Origin of the sequence: Ruegeria sp. HKCCD7296, from assembly GCF_013110775.1 — a bacterium.
Lineage (GTDB): Bacteria > Pseudomonadota > Alphaproteobacteria > Rhodobacterales > Rhodobacteraceae > Ruegeria.
Window position 1 is genome coordinate 49,157 of the sequence record NZ_WVRF01000008.1, and the last position, 12,590, is coordinate 61,746.

Genomic DNA, 12,590 nt, shown 5'->3' on the forward strand with positions numbered 1-12,590 from the left:
GTTTGCACAAAGTAGGATGAAAATCGCCTGAGTGTGAACGTAACCCGTGCGAATCATTGAAAATTTTGGTATGTTAGGCGACGTTTTCCAGTTCAACCTGCGGCGTAATGCCGAGTGCGAAACATACATCCCGCGTCAGTTCCGGGCGGTTGAGGGTGTAGAAATGCAGCTTATCCACGCCGCCATCGATCAAATCTGAACACAGCTCGGTGCAGATCGCTGTTGCCAGCAAATCTTCACGCCCGTCGCGCACAGCTTTTTCAAAGGCGTTTTCGACCCACACAGGAATATGTGTACCGCAGCGCTTGGCGAAATTGCGGGCACCTGCCCAGTTCTCGATCGGCAGAATGCCGGGCACAATCGGCTTGTCGATGCCCGCTTTGGCGCAGGCGTCACGGAACCGAAAGAAGGTTTCAGCCTCGAAGAAAAACTGCGTCAGAGCTTCATCAGCACCAGCGTCCAGCTTGGCCTTCAGCCAATCCACATCCGCAGCCATATCTGCGGCCTCAGGGTGAGTGTCTGGATAGGCGCCGACGCGAATGCTGAACATCTCGGTTTCGGCCAGGGCTTCGATCAACTCAACCGAATTGGCAAATCCGTCGGGGTGGGGTTCGAATTTGTCCTGACCCTTCGGCGGGTCACCGCGCAGGGCAACAATGTCCTGCACACCGGCGCGCGCAAACGTGTCGGCGATCTCCAATGTTTCCTGCCGTAAGGCATCGACGCAGGTCAGATGTGCAGCGACGTTCAACCCTGACGACTTATGCAAGGTCGAGACCGCGTCGCGTGTAAGTTCACGTGTCGTGCCACCTGCACCATAGGTGACCGAAACAAAGCGAGGGTCCAATGGAGCCAAGGTCTGAACCGTGTCCCAAAGACGAAAAGAGGCTTCCAGAGTTTTGGGCGGAAAGAACTCAAAGGAAATTTCAGGTTTGGACATAACGGCCTCGCTGGATCATCTGAGCCTCTTGTGCCATGGCGGGCAATGTGAGACAAACTCATATTATTCAACAACAACATGAATGCTGTTCGAAATGCACATTGAGTTCCGGCACCTGCGTACTATCAAAGCGATCCATGAATGCGGTGGGCTGGCCCGTGCAGCAGACCAGTTGAACATCACTCAGTCTGCGTTAAGCCATCAGATCAAAGGGTTAGAGGATCAGGCGGGGGTCGAACTGTTTCTGCGCCGCTCGAAACCCATGAAACTGTCGGCCGCCGGGTTGCGCTTGCTTCGCTTGGCTGAACAGATCCTGCCGCAGGTTGAGGCCGCTCAGCATGAATTTTCTTCGCTGAGGGACGGGCGCACCGGGCGGATGCATATCGCAATCGAATGCCACGCCTGTTTCGAATGGCTGTTTCCGGTGCTCGAAGCCTTCAGAAAGTCTTGGGGCGATGTCGATGTGGACATCCGCCCAGGTCTGGCCTTTGACGCGCTTCCGGCCTTGCAAAAGGAAGAGGTAGATCTGGTGGTCTCGTCCGACCCCGAAGACCTGCCGGGTGTCGAGTTTGTGGAGCTGTTTGACTACAACGCTGTCTTTGTGGCGGCTTCAACCCATCCCCTGGCTGAAAAAGAGTATATCGAGGCCGAAGATTTTCGGGGACAAACCCTGATCACCTATCCGGTCGAGCGCACGCGTCTGGATGTGTTCAGCCAGTTGCTGATCCCTGCACGGGTTGAGCCCGCAACAATCCGCCAAGTGGAACTGACCGCCGTAATACTGCTGCTGGTCGCGTCAAACCGGGGGGTTTCGGTCCTGCCGGATTGGGTTGTGCGCGAGGTGAAATATAACTCGGATTACGTGACCCGACCCCTGACAAAAGAAGGGATCACGCGACGCCTGTACGCTGCGATCCGGTCGGAGGATCTTGAGAAACCTTACGTTCAGGAACTGGTGAAACTGGCCCGGGATGAGGCGCGCAAGCTGCAATCCCAGTAACGGCGTTTTCCGGGGGTCTGTTATGCGTATCATTCCTCTTGGCAAGGGCGCATTGCAGCAGTATACGCGCGGTTTGACCGGACAGGAGCCTTTTGACAATGGTTGGCAGTGCAAATCTCAACATCATGATCAAAGCCGCGCGCAAAGCGGGGCGTTCTTTGGTCAAGGATTTCCGTGAAGTCGAGAATTTGCAGGTGTCGATGAAAGGCGCGGGAGACTTCGTCTCAAAGGCCGATATCGCAGCCGAAGCCATCCTGAAAGAAGAGTTGCTGGGCGCGCGTCCAACCTATGGCTGGCTGGCCGAAGAAGGTGGCGCGATTGACGGCGAAGATCCGACCCGCCGCTGGATTGTCGATCCGTTGGATGGCACCACCAACTTCCTGCACGGCCTGCCGCATTGGGCGATCTCAATCGCTCTTGAACACAAGGGCAAGATTGTTGCCGGTGTGATCTATGACGCTGCCAAGGATGAAATGTTCTTTGCTGAGAAGGGCGAGGGTGCATGGATGAACGACACCCGCATTCGCGCGTCGGGCCGTCACCGCATGATCGAGTCGGTCTTCGCGACTGGTCTGCCCTTTGGGGGTCGTTCGGATCTGCCCGCGACCCTGCAAGACCTGGCGCGTTTGATGCCCGCTTGCGCCGGTGTGCGCCGCTGGGGTGCTGCTGCGCTTGATATGGCGTATGTCGCCGCTGGCCGGTACGAAGGTTTCTGGGAACGCCGCCTGAACGCATGGGATCTGGCGGCTGGTATCATCATCGTGAAAGAGGCAGGCGGCTTCGTGCAGGCACTGAACCCCGAAGGCAATGTGCTGGAGGATGGTGAAGTGATTTGCTCGAACGAACCGATCTTTGATCAGTTCGCCAAAGTGATCCGGGGCTGAGCCGCTCTTAACTTTACCGGCGCGGAACACGCGGAATACGTGACCGCGAAAGCTTGTACTTCGCTTCCGGGTGGGGCGGGTGCCCGCGGGTGCGGTCCCAGAACTGCGCGCCTCCACGCCGCAGCCAAAGCGGTATGCACAGGATCAAACCCACGGCAAAGCCTCCGGTATGGGCCCAATAGGCAATACCGCCTTCGTCTGGATTGCTGGTGATGCTGCCAAAGAACTGTATCGCCAGCCAGATCCCCAGCATGATGAAGGCCGGAATGGTGAAGACCCTGAAATAGACGATCAGGATCAGCAGGATATCCACCCGTGCTTTCGGAAACAGCAGCAGATACCCGCCCATCACACCTGCAATCGCGCCCGAGGCGCCGACGGTCGGCACCTGAGAGTCCGGCCCAGTGATGATGTGAATGAGGCCAGCGCCAATCCCAGCTGCCAGATAGAACAGAAGGAAGGGCAGGTGGCCCATCTCGTCTTCCAGGTTGTCTCCGAAGATCCATAAGAACAGCATGTTTCCCGCCAGATGCATCCAGCCGCCGTGCAGGAACATGGATGTTACTAGGGTTTCCAACCCAAACCCATCGCTGACGCGCGCTGGGATGATGGCGTAGTCATAAAACAGCCTGCTGATCTTCGGCCCTTCATCCATGATCCCCACATAGCTGAGAAAGATCAGGATGTTGGCGGCCATCAGGGCATATACAACGTAAGGCGTGCGCCCCGAAGGGTTATGGTCACGGATCGGAAACATGATGAGACGCTGGGCTTTTGCGCGCCCAGCGTCAATGCAAGCTTATGCCGCACCTCCCAACAACGCAGCGTTTCCGCCCGCAGCTGTCGTGTCGACGCAGACATGACGTTCGCCCAGAACCCGCGCACGGTCGGGCTTGCCGGGGATCAGCGGCAGAATTGGGCCGTCGCGGCGCGCCAGATGCTGCTCGATCTGCCGGGCTGTTTCGTCATCCCCCCACCACAACACGCCTGAGATGTCGGTCAGGTTTTCCAACCGGTGCAGGTCCAGCATCCCGATCGCTTTAATGACCGTACCGCCAAGCGCCTGAACAGCCTCGGCCTGCGCACGCGCGGCGGCCTCTCCAGGGCCCATACACAGCAAGGGTGAGCGTGGGTATTCGCTCAGGCGGTTTGATTCACCTGTGGGACCGGGCAAGGATTGAGTTTTGACCGGCACAGGCTGCCCTTGAGGGGCGGGCAAATCGGCTACAGCACCCCAGGTATCCGCCGTATTTTGACGATCCGGCGCGCAGAAGCGGGCCATGTAGTTCGGCCCACCCGCCTTGGGGCCGGTGCCCGAAAGCCCTTCGCCCCCAAAGGGCTGAGAGCCAACGATGGCGCCGATCTGGTTGCGGTTCACATAGATGTTGCCCGCATGGATCGCCTCGGTCACATGCTGCACCCGGTCGTCGATGCGCGTGTGCAGTCCAAAGGTCAGCCCGTATCCAGTGGCGTTTATTTCGGCGATGACCTTGTCGATCTCCTGCGCCTTGAATCGGGCCACGTGCAGCACAGGACCGAAAATCTCGCGTTCCAGCGCGGCAATACCAGAAACCTCGATCAGGGTAGGGGCAACAAAAGTGCCTTCGGGCGGCAGCGGAAGCTCTTTCAGAACCCGCCCTTTGCTGCGCGCTTTGGCCACGTGATCAGCTATGCCTTGCCGGGCCTGTTCGTCGATGACCGGGCCGCAATCGGTTGAGATCAGCCAAGGATCTCCAATGCTCAGCGCGTCCATTGCCCCTTTGAGCATTGTCAGCACGTCTTCGGCGATGTCTTCCTGCAGATACAGACACCGCAGGGCTGAACAACGCTGACCCGCCGACTGAAAGGCGCTTTCGATGATTGATTGTACTGCTTGTTCGGGCAGGGCCGTGCTGTCGATGATCATGGCGTTCAAGCCGCCAGTTTCCGCGATCAGCGGCGTACCGGGGCGCATGTTCCCGGCCATCGCGGCCCTGATCTTTAGCGCGGTGGCTGTCGACCCGGTAAAGGCCACACCCGAAATGCGTTCATCCGACGTCAGCGCCGTGCCTACAGCAGGTCCACCAGGCAGCAATTGCAGTGCGTCGCGCGGTACGCCCGCCTCGTGCATCAATTGAATGGCGCGATGTGCAACCAAAGGCGTCTGAGGCGCAGGTTTGGCCAACACTGCATTTCCGGTGGCCAGCGCCGCTGCGATCTGCCCTGAGAAAATGGCCAGAGGGAAGTTCCACGGGCTGATACAGGTGAAAATACCCGCAGGCTTGGCCGCAGGAATGTTGGCCGCGTAATACCGTAGGAAGTCCACCGCCTCGCGCAGTTCCGCCACAGCGTCAGGCAGGGATTTCCCGGCTTCGCGAGCAAGAAGGGCGAAAAGCTCGCCATAGTTCGCTTCATAAAGATCGGCAGCAGCGTTAAGAACGCGCGAACGCTCAGCAGCCGGTGCGTCCCAGGGGTTGGCCGAGGCCAGGGCCAACTCTGCATCCGCAGCGCTGGCTGGCGCAACGGAACCGGGCCGGTCCTGCGGGTTGGCCGGGTTGGTAACAGGTTCTTCGGCCTCTGGTTTGGCCTTGTCGGCCAATAGAGGTTGAGCAAACCAGTGATAGGCCCGGAACCCATCCCGCGCCGCCTCGATCCGATCCAGAGTGGGCGTGTGGTGCAGATCAAACCCTTTGGAATTAGGGCGTTCTGGTTGAAACAGCTCGGGTCCTGTCGGAAGGGCGGGCGGCGGCGTCTGTACAGTGACAAACGGATCTGCGGCGACCTCTTCCGGGGGCACGTTTTCATCGACGATCTGGTTGACGAAAGACGAGTTTGCTCCGTTTTCCAACAGGCGTCGCACTAGATATGCCAGCAGGTCACGATGCGCCCCGACCGGCGCATAAATCCGGCACCGGGTGTTCTGTTTGTTCATCACGATCTGATGCAAAGTTTCGCCCATGCCATGCAGGCGCTGGAACTCATAAGGTTGATCGTCGGCCATATGCAGGATGGCGCTGACCGTATGGGCGTTGTGGGTGGCAAATTGCGGGTAGATCCGGTCGGTCATGTTCAGCAGTTTGCGGGCATTGGCGATGTACGAGACATCGGTTGCTGCCTTGTGGGTGAACACTGGAAACCCATCCACGCCTTCGACTTGCGCGCGTTTGATCTCGGTGTCCCAATAGGCCCCTTTGACCAGGCGCACCATCAGCTTGCGGTCGTGGCGCTGCGCCATGTCGTACAGCGTATCCAGAACCAGCCCGGCGCGCGGTCCGTAAGCCTGCACCACGATACCGAACCCGTGCCACCCGGCGAGGGCCGGATCAGACATGACCGCTTCGATAACCTGCAGCGATAGCGACAGGCGGTCTGCCTCTTCTGCATCGACGTTCAGACCCATGCCGGCGGCTTTGGCCAGCAATGCCAGAGCCCGCAGTCGCGGGACCAACTCGTCCATGACCCTCTGTTCTTGCGCCAGCTCATAGCGAGGATGCAGGGCGGACAGCTTGACCGAGATACCTGGATTGGCACGGATGTCGTCATGGGTGCAAGCATCGGCAATGGCCGAAATAGCGCGGGAGTATGACAGGTGATAGCGCGCTGCGTCCGCCTCAGTCCGCGCGGCTTCGCCCAGCATATCGTAGGAGTAGGTATAGCCCTTTCCCTCCATTCCACGGGCGCGATCCATCGCGGATTGAATGGATTCACCCAGAACGAATTGCCGTCCCATTTCCTTCATCGCTCGGGCCACGGCGGTTCGGATCACTGGCTCACCCAGTCGTTTTATGGCCCCTCGCAATGCCCCGACCGGAGAGGCTTTGCCCTCGTCCAGAACCTTACCGGTCAGCATCAGCGCCCACGTGGACGCGTTCACCAGCGATGACGAGGATTTTCCCAGATGTTTGCCCCAGTCGGACGGAGCGATCTTGTCATCGATCAACGCGTCGATAGTGTCAGCATCCGGCACGCGCAGCAACGCTTCGGCCAAACACATCAATGCGATGCCTTCATCAGTAGACAGGCCGTATTCGGCCAGAAACACTTCCATCAACCCCGGCGAAGTGCTGGAGCGGATGTCGCGAACCAACTGCGCCGCGGCGGCGCAGATTGTGACACGATCTGCATCCGTCAGGTCTGCTTGAGTGATCAGGGTATCAAGGACAGCCGATTGATCGGCATAGGTTGGCGTGTCGATAAGTGTGCGCAGGCTGTGTGACATGAGTCCTCCGGTCTTTGCGCTAATATAGGGTGGAAAATACAGGACAATGGCCCAAAATTTATGTATCCGAAGGCAAGTGTTCTGATTTTGTGGAAATAGGCAGTGCAAATGGACTTTCCTGATCTGGATCGGTTCGATCGGTCGATTCTGAAAATTTTGGCTGAAGACGGTCGTGCTTCGGTCGCCGATCTGGCGCGCGAGATCGGCTTGTCGAAATCCCCGACACAGGCGCGGCTCAAGCGGTTGGAGGCGAGCGGAGTGATTAAGGGGTATCGGGCAATGCTGGATCCGATCCGCCTTGGGCTGGATCACGTGGCTTTTGTCGAAGTGCGCATGACGGACACGCGCGAAAAGGCGCTGGCCGAGTTCAATGCCGCTGTCCGTAAGATCGCCGAAGTCGAGCAGGCGCATATGATTGCATCGAATTTCGATTATCTTCTAAAAGTTCGCACCGCCACGATGTCCGAGTACCGTCGTGTCTTGGCCGAGAAAATCTCATCCCTGCCGCATGTTGCCAGCACGTCAACTTTTGTGGCGATGGAGGCTGTTAAAGAAACCGGTATGCTTGGCGGGTTTGAACAACAGGCTTGACGGAACAGGATTTCAACCCACCCTAGGGGCATGAAACGAGTATTCGCTGCCACGAGTCTTATGATCGCCTTTCCGCTTTTGGCGCTCGCTGAAACATGCCCTATGTCTCCGGATCATACGGAAGGGGTTGAGGCGCTCATTAAGCAGGTTCAAAAGGCAGAGTCGCAAAGCGACGCGCGTGCCATCTCGGATCAGATGTGGGTGCTTTGGACGGATGCACCGGATTCTCGATCACAAACCTTGTTGGATCGGGGGATGGCACGACGAGAAGCTTGGGATTTGCTGGGCGCCTTGGACGACTTCAACCAACTTGTCGACTATTGTCCGACCTACGCTGAAGGTTACAATCAGCGAGCTTTTGTAAACTACCTCAGGCAGGATTTTGGTGCGGCTTTGCAAGACTTGAACGTCGCAATTGAATTGTCGCCAAACCACATTGGGGCACTCAGCGGGCGTGCTTTGTCTTTGCTGGGTTTGAAGCGCCAGGAGGACGCGCGCGCTGCACTGTCTGAGGCTCTTGATCTCAATCCCTGGCTGTCAGAGCGGGCGTTGATAGAGCCGGGTGGTCTGTTGGAACCGCCTGGAAAGGACATCTGACAATAGGGCCTTGGTATCCGAATAGCCGGTGGGCACGCATTAACGTGATAGTATTCGCCGCTTTTCAGCCATGACCTCACGTCGTCTCTGTTCAATTCCCAGTTTGAAAGACTTTTCGACAAAGTCGATGTGTTCGGTTGCCGCTTTTTCGGCTCGTTCTTCATCACCGTCGATCACCGCGCGACCCAATTCTAGATGCTGCTGCAGCAGCTTTTCCCCCGTTCCGTCAATCGTGCGCAGGAAATCACGATTGTAGAAAACGCCTTTACGGGTGAGTTCGTAGATCGACGCCATCATATGGATGAGGGTTGCGTTCTGACTGGCATCGACAATCGCTGAGTGAAGCGCAAAGTCTGCCTCTTGCGAGGCTTTGGCGTCTTGCTCCTGCCACGCACGCTCATTTTCGTCTAGGATTTCGGCGATCCGCTCCTTGTCCGCCTTGGTTGCCCGACGTGCAGCAAGGCGGGCCGCGAAGCCTTCCTGCTCGCGGCGGTATTCCAGATAATCAAAAAAAGCAGGCTCGTGCCGTTCATACAGTGCAAGAAGAGCAGGCATCATGGCCTGTCCGGTCAGGGCTGCCACGAACGTGCCTTCGCCGTGCTGCGTGGCAACCAGACCGCGTTCTTCCAGCACCTGAAGCGCCTCGCGTAGCTTTGGGCGCGATACGCGCAACATTTCGGCAAGATCGCGTTCCGAAGGCAGTTTCCGGCCCTGTTTCAGGATGCCCGAGGCGATCAGATCTTCGACTTGTGCAACCACAGCCTCGGCCAACGATTCGTGTCCAACCGGTTCAAAAATTGCCTTGGTGTTCATGATGCACTGCCCTGTTTGAAGCTGGAAATCCGCAGCAACTGGTAAACAAACATAACCGTATCCGCGCGAAACTCAAGCTTCTGAGCGTTCTTACAAGTAGCTAGGTACTTTGTTGTTCGTGAAAGGTTTTTGGGATTTGTCCTATTTTTTAGCAGATCTCAAAAGTTGTTCTTTAGGCCGCGTCTAACGTCGCAGGGATTTTTGGGAATCAACCAATGGTAAATAAAATTGTTGACTGGCTAACTCTGGTAAAGTTAGTTTACCACCGGAGCGGCGCTGGAAGAGCCTGCGCCAATGATCGGGCTGAAACCCCGACCAACCCTGGAGGAGAATTCATGAAGAAGACCCTGACGAGCTTGGCCGTGGCGGCCAGCATTATGGCCGCGCCTGCGGTTGCCGCAGACAAACTGCTGTTGAAAACGCCGATTGCGTTCTCGACCGAATTGCCGGGCTTGGGCTCGCCGATCCCGCGTGTTGCCGAACAGCTTGACGTGATGTCGGGCGGCACGCTGAAGATGAAAGTGTACGAGCCGGGCAAGCTGGTTCCGCCGTTCGAAATTTTGGACGCGGTATCCACTGGAAAGATCAACTCGGGCTACACCACAGCCGGATATTGGGCCGGTAAAATCCCGGCTGCGCCGCTGTTTTCGGCTGTGCCTTTTGGCCCCGAAGCGGGTGAATACATGGCGTGGCTCTACTACGGCAACGGCATGACTCTGTATCAGGAAATGTATGATCAGGCCGGTTACAACGTAAAAGTTCTGCCTTGCGCAATCATCGCACCCGAAACCTCGGGTTGGTTCGCAACCGAGATCAACTCGCCCGAAGACCTGAACGGTCTGAAGATGCGTTTCTTTGGTCTGGGCGGCAAAGTTATGCAGAAGTTGGGTGTTGCAACGTCGCTGCTGCCGGGTGGTGAGATATTCCCCGCGCTGGAAAAAGGCGCGATTGACGCGACTGAATTTTCGATGCCCGCCATTGATGCGCGCCTGGGCTTCCATAAACTGGTCAAGTTCAACTATTTCCCCGGCTGGCACCAGCAGGCGACTGTGTTCGAACTGCTGATCAACAAAGACGTCTGGAATGAAACCAGCGACCAGCACAAGGCAATCATTGAAAGCGCCTGTAAGGCGTCGATGGCGGACAGCTTTGCCGAAGGTGAAGCGATCCAGCATGCCGCGCTGATCGACAACGTTGAAAACAACGGTGTCACCATCAAGCAGTGGTCGCCCGTGATGCTGGATACCTTCCGCGCCACCTGGGACGAAGTTGCCGCTGAAGAAGCCGCAAACGATGCCTTTTTTGCACAAGTCCTGGCCGACATGAACGAATTCCGCGACGGCTACAACCTGTGGAAGACCAACGCGTTCCTCCCACGTCAGTAAACTCTCCCTAACTGACGTTACCGGGGCGGCGGAATCCGCCGCTCCGAACTCTCCCAAAAACGGAATTTCTAACCTTTCACTGCCCCGCACGCCGGGGTGCTGAGCGAGGAATGACCATGGCCAACGAACTATATACAAATGATCCGGTCGAAGCCTATGAAGGCATTCTGGAGCATCCCGAAACAGACCGCCAGAAAATTGCCGTCGCTATCGACACGGGCGTCAAAGCGGTAGGCCATGTGGTCATGTGGGCGAATATCCTGCTGATGGCTGCGATCTTCAGCCAGGTTTCGCTGCGCTACCTGTTCAGCCAGAACTATCCCAAGCTGGACGAGATCCAGTGGCATTTCTACGGCATTGTCACGATGATCGGCATTTCCTATGCCTTGATCACAGACAGCCATGTCCGCGTTGACGTCCTGCATATGCAGCTGTCACGCCGCGCGCAGCGGATCATCGAAGTGATCGGTATCCTGACCCTGCTGACACCGTTCATCTATTTGATGGTCGACCAGGGGTACGACTATTTCTACGAAAGCTTCCGCGTCAATGAACGCTCGGACAGCCCAACTGGTCTGCCTGCGCGCTGGGCGTTTAAGGCGGTCATTCCGATCAGTTTCATCCTGCTCGCCCTGGCTGCACTCGCACGGTTGATCCACGATGGGCACGCGCTGCTTTATGGACCGGCCTCGGAACGTGAAGGCGCGCCACTGCGTCGTATTCTGCTGGTTCTGGCCGTGTTCGCCGCTGTTTGCGTGGGCTTGACCTTCCTTGTCGAAACGACCGAGGAAAAGCTGGTCATCGCGATGTTCCTGACCTTCATCGCGCTGCTGTTCACCGGCTATCCGGTGGCGTGGGTGCTGGCCGGTGTCGGCGTGGCCTATTGCGGTCTGGCTTACCTGTTCGACAACGATCTGATGCTGTGGACGGGGCTGGAGAGCACCTTTACCGGGCTCGATTACCTGACCCTCGGTGCGGTCGTGAACCGCGTTTATGCCACCATGTCCAACGCGGTTCTGGTCGCCCTGCCGATGTTCATCTTCATGGGCCTGATGCTGGACGAATCCGGTGTGGCCGAGCGTCTGATGTCCTCGATGCAGCGCCTGTTCGGTACCGTGCGTGGAGGTTTGGCGATCACCGTGACTCTGATTGGGATCATTCTGGCGGCCTCTACAGGCATTATCGGAGCCTCGGTGGTTCTGCTGGGCGTACTGTCGTTGCCGTCGATGATGCAGCAAAAATATCAGCCAACGCTGGCCGCCGGTGTCGTCTCGGCTTCTGGTACGCTGGGTATCCTGATCCCACCCTCGATCATGCTGGTGATCATGGCCGACCAGATGGCCTTGTCTGTCGGCGATCTGTTCATGGCGGCTGTTTTCCCCGGTGTCATCATCGGTGGACTGTACCTGACCTATATCTTTCTACTTGCCTTGATCAAACGTGACGCAGCCCCTGTGCCCGAGGGCGCAAAAGCCCCCGACTGGGCCGCTGTCAAAGACGTGCTGATCGCCGTCATCCCAACGCTGATGCTGATCCTCGCCGTGCTAGGTTCGATCTTTGCGGGTCTGACCACGCCGACCGAAGCCTCGGGCATCGGTGCGCTGGGTGCGACGCTGCTGGCACTGGGCTATCGCAAGCTGACCTTTGCGAAACTGTGGAACGTGCTGGTGTCGACCTTCAACACCACTGCGTACATCTTCGCGATCTTCCTTGGGGCGACCGTATTCTCTTACGTCTTGCGTGAATTGGGCGGGGACGAGCTGATCGAGCATGTGGTGCAATCCACCGGTTTCGGAGCCAACGGCACAATCCTTTTCATCCTGTTCATCGTCTTCTTGCTGGGCTTCGTTTTGGACTGGATCGAGATCACGCTGATCGTGTTGCCTCTGATGCGGCCCATCGTGAACGGGTTGGGCATCGACATCCCCGGCTTTGGCGTTCTGGATGAACCCGCGCTGGTGTGGTTCGTGATCCTGGTGGCGGTGACGCTGCAAACCAGCTTCCTGACGCCGCCTGTGGGCTTCGCCCTGTTCTATCTGAAAGGCGTTTGCCCGCCCGAGATCAAGCTGACCCACATTTACAAAGGCATCATCCCCTTCGTGTTGTTGCAGTTGACCGGCCTGGCGTTAGTCTTCCTATGGCCGACACTAGCCACCTGGCTGCCCTCGGTCGCCTACTAAGG

General features: G+C 57.6%; 10 protein-coding genes. 6 read left to right on the forward strand and 4 right to left on the reverse strand.

Annotation, left to right across the window (positions count from 1 at the left end):
• Positions 1–73: 73 nt before the first annotated feature.
• A complete protein-coding gene (gene metF, locus GS632_RS12440) occupies positions 74–940 on the reverse strand; it encodes a methylenetetrahydrofolate reductase [NAD(P)H] (RefSeq protein ID WP_171722025.1) in 867 nt (288 codons plus the stop codon).
• A 94-nt stretch (positions 941–1,034) separates the two neighbouring features.
• Here metF and GS632_RS12445 point away from each other — a divergent pair, with 94 nt between their 5' ends.
• Positions 1,035–1,940, forward strand: a complete 906-nt coding sequence (locus tag GS632_RS12445; protein ID WP_171176278.1) for a LysR family transcriptional regulator — start codon at positions 1,035–1,037, stop codon at positions 1,938–1,940.
• A 98-nt stretch (positions 1,941–2,038) separates the two neighbouring features.
• Positions 2,039–2,824 (forward strand): inositol monophosphatase family protein, encoded by a 786-nt coding sequence (locus GS632_RS12450; protein WP_171238553.1) that lies wholly within the window; start codon positions 2,039–2,041, stop codon positions 2,822–2,824.
• A 13-nt stretch (positions 2,825–2,837) separates the two neighbouring features.
• Here GS632_RS12450 and GS632_RS12455 read toward each other — a convergent pair whose 3' ends face one another.
• The gene (locus tag GS632_RS12455; RefSeq protein WP_171238554.1) at positions 2,838–3,581 is read right to left on the reverse strand and encodes a rhomboid family intramembrane serine protease; all 744 of its coding nucleotides are present in this window, start codon (positions 3,579–3,581) and stop codon (positions 2,838–2,840) included.
• 42 nt (positions 3,582–3,623) lie between these two features.
• On the reverse strand, positions 3,624–7,022 hold the full coding sequence (gene putA / locus GS632_RS12460; protein ID WP_171238555.1) for a bifunctional proline dehydrogenase/L-glutamate gamma-semialdehyde dehydrogenase PutA: 3,399 nt from the start codon (positions 7,020–7,022) through the stop codon (positions 3,624–3,626).
• Positions 7,023–7,130: 108 nt separating this feature from the next.
• Here putA and GS632_RS12465 point away from each other — a divergent pair, with 108 nt between their 5' ends.
• Both GS632_RS12465 and GS632_RS12470 read left to right on the forward strand, forming a co-directional pair.
• Entirely contained in the window at positions 7,131–7,613 is a 483-nt protein-coding gene (locus GS632_RS12465) for an Lrp/AsnC family transcriptional regulator (RefSeq protein ID WP_171176036.1), read from the forward strand.
• Between the two features lie 30 nt (positions 7,614–7,643).
• A complete protein-coding gene (locus tag GS632_RS12470) occupies positions 7,644–8,210 on the forward strand; it encodes a hypothetical protein (RefSeq protein ID WP_253284467.1) in 567 nt (188 codons plus the stop codon).
• A 39-nt stretch (positions 8,211–8,249) separates the two neighbouring features.
• On the opposite strand, the gene GS632_RS12475 is transcribed toward GS632_RS12470, so the two are convergent.
• Complete coding sequence (locus GS632_RS12475; protein ID WP_171722024.1) at positions 8,250–9,023, reverse strand: FadR/GntR family transcriptional regulator; 774 nt, start codon at positions 9,021–9,023, stop codon at positions 8,250–8,252.
• A 335-nt stretch (positions 9,024–9,358) separates the two neighbouring features.
• Between GS632_RS12475 and GS632_RS12480 the strand changes: the two genes are divergently transcribed.
• Both GS632_RS12480 and GS632_RS12485 read left to right on the forward strand, forming a co-directional pair.
• On the forward strand, positions 9,359–10,408 hold the full coding sequence (locus GS632_RS12480; RefSeq protein ID WP_171238556.1) for a TRAP transporter substrate-binding protein: 1,050 nt from the start codon (positions 9,359–9,361) through the stop codon (positions 10,406–10,408).
• Between the two features lie 116 nt (positions 10,409–10,524).
• Positions 10,525–12,588, forward strand: a complete 2,064-nt coding sequence (locus GS632_RS12485; RefSeq protein ID WP_171722023.1) for a TRAP transporter large permease subunit — start codon at positions 10,525–10,527, stop codon at positions 12,586–12,588.
• The last annotated feature ends 2 nt before the right edge of the window (positions 12,589–12,590 follow it).

Excerpts from the sequence above, each read along its gene's own strand:
- GS632_RS12455 (WP_171238554.1), bottom strand. The coding sequence starts at position 3,581 with ATGTTTCCGATCCGTGACCATAACCCTTCGGGGCGCACGCCTTACGTT.
- GS632_RS12480 (WP_171238556.1), top strand. The coding sequence starts at position 9,359 with ATGAAGAAGACCCTGACGAGCTTGGCCGTGGCGGCCAGCATTATGGCC.
- GS632_RS12470 (WP_253284467.1), top strand. The coding sequence starts at position 7,644 with ATGAAACGAGTATTCGCTGCCACGAGTCTTATGATCGCCTTTCCGCTT.
- GS632_RS12475 (WP_171722024.1), bottom strand. The coding sequence starts at position 9,023 with ATGAACACCAAGGCAATTTTTGAACCGGTTGGACACGAATCGTTGGCC.
- GS632_RS12465 (WP_171176036.1), top strand. The coding sequence starts at position 7,131 with ATGGACTTTCCTGATCTGGATCGGTTCGATCGGTCGATTCTGAAAATT.
- putA (WP_171238555.1), bottom strand. The coding sequence starts at position 7,022 with ATGTCACACAGCCTGCGCACACTTATCGACACGCCAACCTATGCCGAT.
- GS632_RS12445 (WP_171176278.1), top strand. The coding sequence starts at position 1,035 with ATGCACATTGAGTTCCGGCACCTGCGTACTATCAAAGCGATCCATGAA.
- GS632_RS12450 (WP_171238553.1), top strand. The coding sequence starts at position 2,039 with ATGGTTGGCAGTGCAAATCTCAACATCATGATCAAAGCCGCGCGCAAA.
- GS632_RS12485 (WP_171722023.1), top strand. The coding sequence starts at position 10,525 with ATGGCCAACGAACTATATACAAATGATCCGGTCGAAGCCTATGAAGGC.
- metF (WP_171722025.1), bottom strand. The coding sequence starts at position 940 with ATGTCCAAACCTGAAATTTCCTTTGAGTTCTTTCCGCCCAAAACTCTG.